This window comes from Streptococcus oralis subsp. dentisani (assembly GCF_007475365.1).
GTDB lineage: Bacteria > Bacillota > Bacilli > Lactobacillales > Streptococcaceae > Streptococcus > Streptococcus mitis_AX.
The window spans coordinates 1,321,278-1,333,713 of the sequence record NZ_CP034442.1 but is presented as its reverse complement, the minus strand read 5'-3'; the positions used below and the strand labels follow the sequence as shown (position 1 = coordinate 1,333,713).

The following is a 12,436-nucleotide window of genomic DNA, read 5'->3' as shown; positions in this document are numbered from 1 at the left end:
AGTTTTGGCTTGACAAATGTTTTCGAGAAGTGTATTATTTATACAATTTAAAAGTATAAAAATAAGAGGAGGTTTTCTATGAATAAAGTAAAGAAGGTGCTGATGGCGATGTTTAGTTTGCTTATGTTTCCCTTATTGTTTGCTTGTAGTAACAGTCAGTCCCAAGGTGTTGAAGCCATTAAGGCTAAAGGAAAATTGGTGGTGGCTCTGAATCCAGAGTTTGCTCCATTTGAATACCAGAAATTGGTTGATGGGAAAAATCAGATTGTAGGTTCAGATGTTGAGCTAGCCAAAGCCATCGCAAAGGAACTAGGTGTGGAAGTGGAGTTCTCTCCAATGAGTTTTGACAATGTACTGGCTAGTCTTGATTCAGGTAAAGCCGATCTTGCCATATCAGGCATTTCTAAAACGGAGGAGAGAAGTCAAGTTTACGATTTTTCAATTCCCTACTACACTTCGAAAAATAAGGTGATCGTAAGAAAATCTGAATTAACGAATTACCAATCAGTGAAGGATTTGGCCCAGAAAAAGGTTGGAGCGCAGAAAGGTTCGATACAGGAGACTTTGGTCAAAGAAACCTTGCAGAATTCTTCTCTCGTTTCACTTCCTAAAAATGGAAATTTGATAACAGATTTGAAATCAGGGCAACTGGATGCTCTTATCTTTGAGGAACCAGTGGCGAAAGGATTTGTAGAGAATAATCCAGACCTAGCCATCGCTGAGTTTGATGTTGATAATGACAAGGAAGATTCCTACGCTGTTGCGATGAAAAAAGACAGTAAAAAATTAAAAGAGGCGGTTGACAAAACTATCCAGAAGTTGAAGGATTCTGGGGAATTGGACAAATTGATTGACGATGCTTTTAAAGCCTCTATCGAAAAATAGAAAGAAGGAAGAGAAATGAGTAAGGAAAAAGTTATTTTAGCCTATTCAGGTGGATTGGATACATCAGTTGCTATTACATGGTTAAAAAAAGACTATGATGTGATCGCTGTTTGTATGGATGTGGGCGAAGGAAAAGATTTGGAGTTCATCCATGCTAAGGCTCTCAAGGTTGGGGCTGTAGAGTCTTATGTCATTGATGTTAAGGAAGAATTTGCTAATGACTATGTTTTAGTGGCCCTTCAGGCACATGCCTACTATGAACAAAAGTACCCCTTGGTATCTGCTCTGAGTCGCCCTCTTATTTCAAAAAAACTCGTTGAAATAGCTCATCAGACGGGGGCAACCACAATTGCCCATGGTTGCACAGGTAAGGGAAACGACCAAGTTCGGTTTGAAGTCTCTATTGCAGCTTTGGATCCTAATTTAAAGGTAGTAGCGCCTGTTCGTGAGTGGAAATGGTCTCGTGAAGAAGAAATCCAATATGCAAAAGAAAATGGCGTCCCAGTTCCAGCTGACCTTGACAATCCTTACTCTGTCGATCAAAATCTTTGGGGACGTGCAAATGAATGTGGTGTTTTGGAAAATCCTTGGAACCAAGCGCCAGAAGAAGCATTTGGAATTACATCTTCTCCAGAAGAGGCACCAGACAGTCCAGAATTTATTGACATTGAGTTTAGTTGCGGAGTGCCTATCTCCCTCAATGGTGAGAAGATGAAAGTGGCGGATTTGATTCAAAAGCTAAATGAAATTGCGGGGAAACACGGTGTCGGTCGTATTGACCATGTGGAAAATCGCCTAGTCGGTATTAAGTCAAGAGAGATTTATGAGTGCCCAGGTGCTGTGACTTTATTGGCAGCTCATAAGGAGATTGAAGACTTGACTCTTGTAAGAGAAGTGGCTCATTTCAAACCCATTATCGAAAATGAGTTGTCCAATCTCATCTATAATGCCTTGTGGTTTAGCCCAGCAACTCAGGCTTTGATTGCCTATATCAAGGAGACACAGAAAGTTGTCAATGGAACTGCAAAAGTTAAACTCTATAAGGGGAACGCCCAGGTAGTGGCTCGGAAATCACCAAATTCTCTTTACGATGAAAATTTGGCGACTTATACTAGTGCGGATACCTTTGACCAAGATGCGGCTGTGGGATTTATCAAGCTTTGGGGGTTTCCGACTAAGGTTTATTCAGAAGTTCAGAAAAATGTTGAGTAGTGACGCGATAGAAAGGGACGACAGGATATGTCGAAAAATACAAAATTATGGGGTGGTCGATTTGAAGGCACTGTGGAAGAGTGGGTAGAGCAGTTCGGTGCGAGTATTTCCTTTGACCACCAGCTGGCAAAATTTGATTTGATGGGTTCCCTAGCTCATGTTCAAATGCTAGGACAGACTGGCATTTTGAGCTTGGAAGAGGCAGAGCAGATCCAAGATGGTCTGAAAGCTTTGTTGCGAGATTTAGAGGCAGGGGAGCTTCATTTTGATATTGCAAATGAAGATATTCATATGAATATGGAAGTGTTGCTGACAGAGAAAATCGGTTCTCTGGCTGGGAAACTACATACGGCTCGTTCTCGGAATGACCAAGTCGCAACGGATATGCACTTATATCTAAAGGAGCAGCTTGGCCATGTCTTGGATAAGTTGGCGAGTCTAAACCGTGTTTTGCTGGATTTGGCTGAAAAACATGTGGAAACCATCATGCCAGGCTATACTCATTTACAGCACGCCCAACCGATTAGTTTTGCCCACCATCTCATGGCTTATTACAATATGTTCCAAAAGGACAGCGAGCGCTTTGCATTTAACTTGAAACATACGGACCTATCTCCCCTAGGTGCAGCTGCTTTGGCGGGGACAACTTTTCCAATCAATCGTCAATTATCGAGTGATTTACTGGGTTTCCAACAACCCTATACCAATTCCTTGGACGCAGTGAGTGACCGTGATTTTATCTTGGAATTTCTGTCAAATGCCAGCATTTTGATGATGCATATGAGTCGTTTTTGTGAGGAAATCATCAATTGGTGCAGTTTTGAGTATCAGTACATTAGCTTGTCTGATAGCTTTTCAACGGGTTCGTCTATCATGCCCCAGAAGAAAAATCCTGATATGGCTGAGTTGATTCGAGGGAAGACAGGACGGGTTTACGGGCACTTACTCGGACTATTGACCGTCATGAAATCTTTGCCCCTGGCTTACAATAAGGATTTGCAAGAGGACAAGGAAGGCATGTTTGATACAGTAGAAACAATTTTAAATTCTCTGGATGTGTTGGCAGGTATGCTATCGAGCATGCAGGTTAATAAGGCCAAAATGCAGCAATCCACAGAGAATGATTTTTCGAATGCGACCGAACTGGCAGATTATTTGGCTGAAAAAGGCCTCCCCTTTAGAGAAGCGCATGAAATAGTAGGGAAATTGGTTCTAGACTCTATCAAGCATGGTAAAAACATCCAAGATTGGGATTTGAAGGAGTTGCAAGCCTACCATCCCTTGATTGAAGAGGATATTTATATCTACTTGCGTCCAGAAACCGCTGTTCAGAGACGGAATTCCTTAGGAGGAACTGGCTTTGAGCAAGTGAAATACCAGATAGAACAAGCGAAGAAAGAACTTAAAGGGGAAAATTGATTCGTTTGCAAAGAAGAAAGAGAGGTTGAGATGATTTATCAGCCTCTTTCTTGTCTTCTCCAACCAAGCGTGTTATAATGAATACTGCTCAAGCGACCTTCAATCGTAAAGCACACACGACCTTCAATCGTGAATAAACGAATAGATGGGAGACTTACCATGAGTGATAACTCTAAAACACGTGTTATTGTGGGGATGAGTGGTGGTGTTGATTCGTCGGTGACGGCTCTCTTGCTCAAGGAGCAGGGCTACGATGTGATCGGTATCTTCATGAAAAACTGGGACGACACAGATGAAAACGGCGTCTGTACGGCGACCGAGGATTACAAGGATGTGGCTACGGTGGCAGACCAGATCGGCATTCCTTACTACTCTGTCAATTTTGAAAAAGAGTATTGGGACCGCGTCTTTGAGTATTTCCTAGCGGAATACCGTGCAGGGCGTACGCCAAATCCAGATGTTATGTGCAACAAGGAAATTAAGTTCAAGGCCTTTTTGGACTATGCCATGACCTTGGGGGCAGACTATGTAGCGACTGGGCACTATGCCCGAGTGGCGCGTGATGAGGATGGCATCGTTCACATGCTTCGTGGCGTGGACAATGGCAAGGATCAGACTTATTTCCTCAGTCAACTTTCGCAAGAACAACTCCAAAAAACCATGTTCCCATTGGGGCATTTGGAAAAGCCTGAAGTACGAAGACTAGCAGAAGAAGCAGGTCTTGCGACTGCCAAGAAGAAAGATTCGACAGGGATTTGCTTTATCGGAGAAAAGAACTTTAAAAACTTTCTCAGTAACTACCTGCCAGCTCAGCCTGGTCGCATGATGACTGTGGATGGACGTGATATGGGTGAGCATGCTGGTCTCATGTATTATACAATCGGTCAGCGTGGTGGACTCGGTATCGGTGGGCAACACGGCGGTGACAATGCCCCTTGGTTCGTTGTTGGAAAAGACCTAAGCAAGAATATCCTCTATGTCGGTCAAGGCTTCTACCATGATTCGCTCATGTCAACCAGCCTTGAGGCTAGTCAAGTTCATTTTACTCGTGACATGCCAGAGGAATTTACGCTAGAATGCACAGCAAAATTCCGCTACCGTCAGCCTGATTCTAAGGTGACAGTACATGTCAAAGGAGATAAGGCAGAGGTCATCTTTGCAGAGCCACAGCGCGCTATCACACCAGGACAGGCAGTTGTCTTTTACGACGGTGATGAGTGTCTAGGTGGTGGATTGATTGACAATGCTTATCGAGATGGGCAAGTTTGTCAGTACATTTAGATTGACAAATTTTCTCAATTTGCTACAATAATAAAAGCAATAGAAATGATGGTCAAAGCTCATGGATGTTGCAGGCTTTTTTGTCCTGCACTTCTTTGGAGTTTTGACTGTTTTTGTGTCGTTTAATGGAAAGGACAAAAATGACTCAACAAGACTTTCGGACAAAAGTGGAAAATACTGTTTTTGGTGTTCGGGCGACAGCCTTGATTCTCCAAAATGGCAGGATCCTAGTCACCAAAGATAAGGGCAAGTATTACACTATTGGCGGTGCGATTCAAGTCAATGAAAGTACGGAAGATGCGGTAGTCCGTGAAGTGAAGGAAGAACTGGGTGTCAAAGCTCAAGCTGGGCAGCTAGCTTTTGTAGTTGAAAATCGCTTTGAACAGAACGGTGTTTCCTATCACAATATCGAGTTTCATTATTTGGTGGACTTACTTGAGGATGCCCCATTGACCATGCAGGAAGATGAGAAAACACTGCCCTGTGAGTGGATTGAGTTGGATAAGCTCCAGAATATCCAGCTAGTTCCAGACTTTTTAAAAACAACTCTACCAGATTGGGACGGCCAACTAAGACACATTCATCTTGAGGAATAGGAGAGAAAATGACTTATAATTTTACTGAAGAATACGATATTATTGTAATCGGTGCGGGGCACGCGGGGGTAGAAGCATCCCTAGCAGCTAGCCGTATGGGCTGTAAGGTCTTGCTTGCGACTATCAACATTGAAATGTTGGCTTTCATGCCTTGCAACCCTTCTATCGGTGGTTCTGCCAAGGGGATTGTCGTGCGTGAAGTCGACGCCCTTGGTGGTGAAATGGCCAAGAATATTGACAAGACCTACATCCAGATGAAGATGCTCAACACTGGGAAAGGTCCAGCTGTCCGTGCTCTTCGTGCGCAGGCTGACAAGGAGCTTTACTCTAAGGAAATGCGCAAGACAGTTGAAAATCAAGAGAATCTCACCCTTCGTCAAACCATGATTGATGAGATTTTGGTCGAAGATGGAAAGGTTGTTGGTGTGCGTACAGCTACCCATCAAGAGTATGGAGCAAAAGCGGTTATTGTAACCACAGGGACTGCACTCCGTGGGGAAATTATCATCGGAGACCTCAAGTACTCGTCTGGCCCTAACCACAGCCTAGCTTCTATTAACCTAGCTGACAACCTCAAGGAGTTGGGCCTCGAAATCGGTCGTTTTAAGACAGGAACGCCTCCACGTGTCAAGGCTTCTTCTATCAATTACGATGTGACAGAGATTCAGCCAGGGGACGAAGCGCCAAATCACTTCTCATATACTTCACGTGATGAGGACTATGTCAAGGATCAAGTGCCATGCTGGTTGACCTATACCAATGGTACCAGTCATGAGATTATCCAAAACAACCTCCACCGTGCGCCTATGTTTACAGGTGTAGTTAAGGGCGTGGGACCTCGTTACTGTCCGTCGATTGAGGACAAGATTGTGCGCTTTGCAGACAAGGAACGCCACCAACTCTTCCTTGAGCCAGAAGGGCGCAATACAGAGGAAGTCTATGTTCAAGGGCTTTCAACCAGTCTGCCTGAGGATGTACAGCGCGAGCTGGTTCATTCCATCAAAGGGTTGGAAAATGCTGAAATGATGCGAACTGGTTATGCTATTGAGTACGACATGGTCTTGCCACACCAGTTGCGTGCAACACTTGAAACCAAGAAAATCTCAGGTCTTTTCACTGCTGGTCAGACAAATGGAACGTCAGGTTATGAAGAGGCAGCTGGTCAAGGGATTATCGCGGGTATCAATGCGGCTCTGAAAATCCAAGGCAAGCCTGAGTTGATTTTGAAGCGCAGTGACGGTTATATCGGAGTGATGATTGATGACTTGGTGACCAAGGGAACCATTGAACCCTACCGTCTCTTGACCAGTCGTGCTGAATACCGTCTCATTCTTCGTCATGACAATGCCGATATGCGTTTGACAGAGATGGGACGCGAGATTGGCCTTGTTGACGATGAACGCTGGGCTCGTTTTGAAATCAAGAAAAATCAATTTGACAATGAGATGAAACGCCTAGATATCATCAAACTCAAGCCGGTTAAAGAAACAAATGCTAAGGTTGAGGAGATGGGCTTCAAGCCGTTGACAGATGCGGTGACAGCCAAGGAATTCCTTCGCCGTCCAGAAGTTTCTTACCAAGATGTGGTGGCCTTCATCGGGCCAGCTGCTGAGGATTTGGATGACAAGATTATCGAATTGATTGAAACAGAAATCAAGTACGAAGGCTATATTTCTAAAGCCATGGATCAGGTTGCCAAGATGAAACGCATGGAAGAAAAACGCATTCCAGCCAATATCGACTGGGATGATATTGATTCTATCGCAACAGAAGCTCGCCAGAAGTTCAAACTTATCAATCCAGAAACTATCGGCCAAGCCAGCCGTATTTCGGGAGTGAATCCAGCAGATATTTCTATTTTGATGGTGTATCTCGAAGGTAAAAATCGTAGTATTTCTAAAAATCAAGAAAAGAAAGCATAGAAAAAACAGCTCCGAAGACGGGGCTGTTTTGTTGGTTTATTCTTCTTCATCTGGTGTGAGGATCATCGGGATGATAATCGGTTCACGTTCTGTGTTTTCATAGAGGAAAGGACGAATGGCGTTGACAATAGCACCATTGACGGATTGTATGCTGGCGTCCTTATTTTTCAATGCGATACGAATAGCATTGAAGAGGATGCGCTGGCTTTGGCGAATCAAGTCACCAGATTCTCTCATGTAGACAAAGCCTCGGCTGAGGATATCAGGCCCAGACAAGATCATTTTAGACTTGAAGTCAACAGTAGCGACTGCTAGAACGACACCGTCTTCAGATAGATCACGACGATCTTTGAGGACAGCAGCGCCGATTTCACCGATACGATTTCCATCGACATAGATGTCTTGGGCGTTGAAATGACCTGCGATACGAGCAGAATCTGCGGTAAGGGCAAGGACATCACCATTGCTCATGATAAAGATATTATCCTTCTCAACACCAGTGTCCACCGCTAGTCCAGCGTGGACTTTCTGCATACGGTATTCACCGTGGACAGGCATGAAGTATTTGGGCTTAATCAAGCGGAGCATGAGTTTTTGCTCTTGCTGACCACCGTGTCCAGATGTGTGGATATTGTTAATCTTTCCGTGGATGACTTCGACACCAGCTTCTGAGATAATGTTAATCAATTTGTTGACGCTAGTGGTGTTTCCAGGGATTGGACTTGAAGAGAAGATAACGGTATCGCCGGGTTGGAGTTGTACCTGACGGTGGGTTCCGTTAGCGATACGAGAGAGGGCTGCCATCGGCTCGCCCTGACTACCTGTACAGAGGATCAGAACCTCGCCTGCAGGATAGTCTTTGATTTCATTTGGCTCGATAAAGGTTCCCTTAGGAGCTTTGATGTAGCCAAGCTCGATTCCGTTGACAATGGCCTTTTCCATAGAACGTCCAAAGACCGCAATCTTACGTCCAGTCTTAACAGCGGCATCTGTTGCTTGTTGGAGACGGAAGATATTTGAGGCAAAGGATGCAAAGATGATGCGTCCTTCAATGCCTTGGATGATTTTCATGATAGACTGGCCAACGACCTTTTCAGAGTTGGTAAAGGTTGGCACTTCTGCGTTTGTCGAGTCAGACAGGAGACAGAGAACACCCTCTTCACCAAGAGCTGCCATACGGTGCAAGTCTGCAGGTTCGCCAACTGGAGTAAAGTCAAACTTGAAGTCACCTGTACAGACGATTTTTCCTTGAGGGGTATGAATGACAATCCCCAAAGGTTCTGGAATAGAGTGAGTTGTTCTAAAGAAAGTTGCCTTGAGATTTTTAAAGGTCAACTCAGTATTGTGGTTGATTTCATATAGTTTGGCGTTGCGCAAGAGGCCGTGTTCTTCGAGTTTTCCACGGATCAAAGCCAGGGCAAGCGGTCCAGCGTAGATAGGGACATTTGCTTGCTTGAGCAGGAAGGGAATCCCACCGATGTGGTCCTCGTGTCCGTGTGTGATCAAGACAGCCTTGACGCGGTCGATATTGTCCACGATGTATGAGTAATCAGGAATGACATAGTCGATACCCAGCAAGTCATCTTCTGGGAATTTAATCCCAGCATCGACGATGATAATCTCGTCTTGGTATTCAATTCCATATGTATTTTTCCCGATTTCTCCCAGACCACCGATGGCAAAAACGCCGACTTCTTCAGGTTTAAGAGTGTAGGTCATATTAGAACTCCGTAATCTCGAAAGCGCCAGTTTCTTTTTCGTAATCTAGCAATTTGTCAGACAAGAGTTCGATAAATTCGATGTTGTACTCTGGGCGGTTTTCTTCGACAAGTTGGCGAGCAGCGATACGGCCCTCAAGATCTGAGCTAGCATCGATGTCTAGGTAAAGTGAGCGTGTTGTTTCACGACGTGGGCTACGTTCTTTTGTTTCTTGATAAAAAACTTTGTAAATCATATAGTTCCTTTCTATTTACAGGTCAGCTTATTCCAAACTTTTAGCAGAGATTTGCTTGATTTCATTCCATTTTGTGTCTAGATTGACCTTGATTCGTTACAATTATTTCAATTATACCACAAAATGAAAAATTAGTAAAAGACGGAAAATGAGAAAGTCGGGAGAGAAAGAAGAAGCAAAAAGACAGGTAGGATTTGGTCGGAGAGCGCTTAGGTGTTATAATGGAAAGAGAAGTTTATGGATGGGAATATTTCCTATAGTTTTTAAAATAAGGAGGATTAAGAATGTTTAGTTTGTTTGAATTTGCGATTGGGGTTCGCCTCTTGATGTTTATAGTCTTTGTAGCCTGTGTCTACGGTGGAAATCTTATTTTTACGTATCTAGAACACCGCAAAACAAAATTCCTTTGGAAGCTTGCTTTTGTGACACTCTATTCAATTTTTCTCCTTCTTGTCACCTATGTTGTCTGGCTCGTTTTTCATTTTGGTTTAAATGTTTGAGCTCAATTATTCATCTAAATATACAGAAAATCCACCTCGTCTTGATAAAGGGGGCGGATTTTCTATTTTCAGGTGATATCTTAATTCTTACGATGATGATTTCTCACATCGAAAATCGAGTTGAAACATAAAAAGAAAACAATGCAAAGAAATAAATCAAATGGCAAGGGTGTAACGATTATGTTTAAATCATTGAAAATGATGAGAAAACTATAAGAGATGAAGAGAATAAAATTTACCCTTCTAAAAATGTGTTTTTTATCTAACATAACTGGTCCAAATTTCTTATAGCGATCCTCTCAAATTCCTTGTTCACTTATATATTCGTAAAAGATAGGGGAAAGCTACAACTTTTTTGCCTTCCTCTTTGTCTAAGTGGTAGGCCTATTTTGTTTGGGGCAAAGAAAATTCCCATGCGTCAGCTTTTGTAGTATAATAGTAAGCAGACCAAAAGATAGGAATGTATTATGAAAGTATTAGCTTTTGATACGTCCAGCAGGGCTCTTTCTCTAGCCATTTTAGAGGACAAGCAGGTTCTTGCTGAGACCACGATCAATATCAAGAAAAATCACAGTATTACCCTCATGCCTGCCATTGATTTTTTGATGGCGAGTCTGGATTTGACACCCAAGGACTTGGATCGCATCGTGGTGGCAGAGGGACCTGGCAGCTACACAGGCTTGCGAATTGCGGTAGCAACTGCCAAGACTCTAGCCCATACCTTGAACATCGAGTTGGTTGGCATGTCTAGCCTCTTGGCTTTGGTGCCACGTCAGCAAGAAGGATTGGTGGTTCCTATCATGGATGCACGCCGTAACAATGTATATGCAGGGTTTTATGAAAATGCCAAGCAAGTCTTGCCAGAAGCGCACCTGTCTTTTGCGGAAGTGTTAGAGCAGGTCAAGGATGCTGAACAGGTGACCTTTGTCGGAGAAGTTGGAGTCTTTGTGGAACAAATTCAAGAGCAGCTGCCACAAGCTAGCTATCAAGAAACCTTGCCAAATGCAGCTGATCTAGCTCTTTGGGCCTGGGACCAGGAAGCGGACTCCTTGCATGACTTTGTGCCCAATTATCTCAAACGTGTTGAAGCTGAGGAGAACTGGCTCAAGAACCACACCGAATCTGGCGAGTCCTACATTAAACGCCTATGATAGAGATCAAACGAATCCAACAGCAACCTGACTTGGCTCAAGCCATCTACGCTGTCATGATAGATGTATACCCAGTCAGTCCTTGGACGCTGGAACAAATCCAAGCAGACCTGTCCCAAGACCAGACTTGGTATGCTCTGGCTTATGATGGAGCAGAAGTGATTGGATTTTTAGCCGTTCAGGAGAATCTCTTTGAAGCAGAAGTCCTACAAATCGCTGTCAAAGGAGCCTATCAGGGTCAGGGAATTGCGTCAGCCTTGTTTGCTCACTTGCCGACAGACAAGGAGCTTTTCCTCGAAGTTAGAAAGTCGAATCACCGAGCGCAAGCATTTTACAAGAAAGAAAAGATGGCAGTCATCGCTGAGAGAAAGGCCTACTACCATGACCCAGTTGAGGACGCCATTATCATGAAGAGAGAAGCAGATGAAGGATAGATATATTTTAGCATTTGAAACATCTTGTGATGAGACCAGTGTCGCCGTACTGAAAAACGATGACGAGCTCTTGTCCAATGTCATTGCTAGTCAAATCGAGAGCCACAAACGTTTTGGTGGCGTAGTGCCAGAAGTGGCCAGTCGTCACCATGTTGAGATCATTACAGCCTGTATTGAGGAGGCACTGGCAGAAGCAGGAATTACCGAAGAGGACGTGACAGCCGTTGCGGTTACCTATGGACCAGGTTTGGTCGGAGCCTTACTAGTTGGTTTGTCAGCTGCCAAGGCCTTTGCCTGGGCGCATGGCCTACCACTTATCCCCGTCAACCACATGGCTGGCCACCTTATGGCAGCTCAGAGCGTGGAGCCATTGGCCTTTCCTTTACTAGCCCTCTTGGTCAGCGGTGGACACACCGAGTTGGTCTATGTTTCTGAGGCTGGTGATTACAAGATTGTTGGGGAAACGCGAGATGACGCAGTTGGTGAGGCCTATGACAAGGTCGGCCGTGTCATGGGCTTGACTTATCCAGCAGGTCGTGAGATTGACGAGTTGGCCCATCAAGGTCAGGATATTTATGATTTCCCACGTGCTATGATCAAGGAAGACAATCTGGAGTTTTCATTCTCTGGTTTGAAGTCTGCCTTTATCAATCTTCACCACAATGCTGAGCAAAAAGGAGAAAGCCTATCTACAGAGGATTTGTGTGCTTCCTTCCAAGCAGCTGTCCTGGATATTCTCATGGCAAAAACCAAGAAGGCTTTAGAAAAATACCCCGTGAAAACCCTTGTTGTGGCAGGTGGTGTGGCGGCCAATAAAGGTCTCAGAGAACGCTTGGCAGCCGAAATCACAGATGTCAAGGTCATCATCCCACCCCTGCGCCTCTGCGGAGACAATGCGGGTATGATTGCCTATGCTAGCGTCAGCGAGTGGAACAAAGAAAACTTTGCAGACTTGGACCTCAACGCCAAACCAAGTCTCGCCTTTGATACTATAGAATAAAGAGTCAGCTTGAAGCTGGCTTTTTTGCTAAAATATTTTATAATATGTTAAAAAAGGAAAAATTTTTACGAATAGAACAGTA

The 12,436-nt window shown here is 44.1% G+C and carries 12 protein-coding genes; 10 read left to right on the top strand and 2 right to left on the bottom strand.

Going from position 1 to position 12,436, the window contains the following annotated elements; genetic code table 11:
- Positions 1–78: 78 nt before the first annotated feature.
- From EJF26_RS06725 to mnmG, 6 genes are all read left to right on the top strand, one after another.
- The gene (locus EJF26_RS06725; protein WP_001045243.1) at positions 79–885 is read left to right on the top strand and encodes an ABC transporter substrate-binding protein; all 807 of its coding nucleotides are present in this window, start codon (positions 79–81) and stop codon (positions 883–885) included.
- A 15-nt stretch (positions 886–900) separates the two neighbouring features.
- A complete protein-coding gene (locus EJF26_RS06720; RefSeq protein ID WP_000031898.1) occupies positions 901–2,097 on the top strand; it encodes an argininosuccinate synthase in 1,197 nt (398 codons plus the stop codon).
- A gap of 27 nt (positions 2,098–2,124) precedes the next feature.
- Positions 2,125–3,516 carry an argininosuccinate lyase gene (gene argH / locus EJF26_RS06715; RefSeq protein WP_000042246.1) on the top strand — a complete coding sequence of 464 codons (1,392 nt, stop codon included), beginning with the start codon at positions 2,125–2,127 and terminating at the stop codon, positions 3,514–3,516.
- Between the two features lie 159 nt (positions 3,517–3,675).
- A complete protein-coding gene (mnmA, locus tag EJF26_RS06710) occupies positions 3,676–4,797 on the top strand; it encodes a tRNA 2-thiouridine(34) synthase MnmA (RefSeq protein WP_001282930.1) in 1,122 nt (373 codons plus the stop codon).
- A 140-nt stretch (positions 4,798–4,937) separates the two neighbouring features.
- Entirely contained in the window at positions 4,938–5,393 is a 456-nt protein-coding gene (locus tag EJF26_RS06705; RefSeq protein WP_000193642.1) for an NUDIX hydrolase, read from the top strand.
- A gap of 8 nt (positions 5,394–5,401) precedes the next feature.
- Positions 5,402–7,315, top strand: coding sequence for a tRNA uridine-5-carboxymethylaminomethyl(34) synthesis enzyme MnmG (mnmG, locus tag EJF26_RS06700; RefSeq protein ID WP_000221895.1), 1,914 nt, complete (start codon positions 5,402–5,404; stop codon positions 7,313–7,315).
- Positions 7,316–7,351: 36 nt separating this feature from the next.
- Here mnmG and rnjA read toward each other — a convergent pair whose 3' ends face one another.
- Both rnjA and EJF26_RS06690 read right to left on the bottom strand, forming a co-directional pair.
- Positions 7,352–9,034 carry a ribonuclease J1 gene (gene rnjA, locus EJF26_RS06695; RefSeq protein ID WP_000222721.1) on the bottom strand — a complete coding sequence of 561 codons (1,683 nt, stop codon included), beginning with the start codon at positions 9,032–9,034 and terminating at the stop codon, positions 7,352–7,354.
- Position 9,035: 1 nt separating this feature from the next.
- Entirely contained in the window at positions 9,036–9,269 is a 234-nt protein-coding gene (locus EJF26_RS06690) for a DNA-dependent RNA polymerase subunit epsilon (RefSeq protein ID WP_000639584.1), read from the bottom strand.
- A gap of 284 nt (positions 9,270–9,553) precedes the next feature.
- Between EJF26_RS06690 and EJF26_RS06685 the strand changes: the two genes are divergently transcribed.
- The 4 genes from EJF26_RS06685 to tsaD all read left to right on the top strand — a co-directional run bounded on the left by EJF26_RS06685 (position 9,554) and on the right by tsaD (position 12,354).
- The gene (locus tag EJF26_RS06685; protein WP_000492020.1) at positions 9,554–9,769 is read left to right on the top strand and encodes a hypothetical protein; all 216 of its coding nucleotides are present in this window, start codon (positions 9,554–9,556) and stop codon (positions 9,767–9,769) included.
- Positions 9,770–10,236: 467 nt separating this feature from the next.
- The gene (tsaB, locus tag EJF26_RS06675; RefSeq protein WP_000865737.1) at positions 10,237–10,920 is read left to right on the top strand and encodes a tRNA (adenosine(37)-N6)-threonylcarbamoyltransferase complex dimerization subunit type 1 TsaB; all 684 of its coding nucleotides are present in this window, start codon (positions 10,237–10,239) and stop codon (positions 10,918–10,920) included.
- Entirely contained in the window at positions 10,917–11,354 is a 438-nt protein-coding gene (gene rimI, locus EJF26_RS06670) for a ribosomal protein S18-alanine N-acetyltransferase (protein WP_000569836.1), read from the top strand. The genes tsaB and rimI overlap by 4 nt, the downstream gene beginning before the upstream one ends.
- A complete protein-coding gene (gene tsaD, locus EJF26_RS06665; RefSeq protein WP_000655021.1) occupies positions 11,344–12,354 on the top strand; it encodes a tRNA (adenosine(37)-N6)-threonylcarbamoyltransferase complex transferase subunit TsaD in 1,011 nt (336 codons plus the stop codon). The genes rimI and tsaD overlap by 11 nt, the downstream gene beginning before the upstream one ends.
- Positions 12,355–12,436: the final 82 nt, after the last annotated feature.

Bases quoted from the DNA above. Each gene is read 5' to 3' on its own strand.
- EJF26_RS06725 (WP_001045243.1), top strand. From the start codon at position 79: ATGAATAAAGTAAAGAAGGTGCTGATGGCGATGTTTAGTTTGCTTATG.
- EJF26_RS06720 (WP_000031898.1), top strand. From the start codon at position 901: ATGAGTAAGGAAAAAGTTATTTTAGCCTATTCAGGTGGATTGGATACA.
- argH (WP_000042246.1), top strand. From the start codon at position 2,125: ATGTCGAAAAATACAAAATTATGGGGTGGTCGATTTGAAGGCACTGTG.
- mnmA (WP_001282930.1), top strand. From the start codon at position 3,676: ATGAGTGATAACTCTAAAACACGTGTTATTGTGGGGATGAGTGGTGGT.
- EJF26_RS06705 (WP_000193642.1), top strand. From the start codon at position 4,938: ATGACTCAACAAGACTTTCGGACAAAAGTGGAAAATACTGTTTTTGGT.
- mnmG (WP_000221895.1), top strand. From the start codon at position 5,402: ATGACTTATAATTTTACTGAAGAATACGATATTATTGTAATCGGTGCG.
- rnjA (WP_000222721.1), bottom strand. From the start codon at position 9,034: ATGACCTACACTCTTAAACCTGAAGAAGTCGGCGTTTTTGCCATCGGT.
- EJF26_RS06690 (WP_000639584.1), bottom strand. From the start codon at position 9,269: ATGATTTACAAAGTTTTTTATCAAGAAACAAAAGAACGTAGCCCACGT.
- EJF26_RS06685 (WP_000492020.1), top strand. From the start codon at position 9,554: ATGTTTAGTTTGTTTGAATTTGCGATTGGGGTTCGCCTCTTGATGTTT.
- tsaB (WP_000865737.1), top strand. From the start codon at position 10,237: ATGAAAGTATTAGCTTTTGATACGTCCAGCAGGGCTCTTTCTCTAGCC.
- rimI (WP_000569836.1), top strand. From the start codon at position 10,917: ATGATAGAGATCAAACGAATCCAACAGCAACCTGACTTGGCTCAAGCC.
- tsaD (WP_000655021.1), top strand. From the start codon at position 11,344: ATGAAGGATAGATATATTTTAGCATTTGAAACATCTTGTGATGAGACC.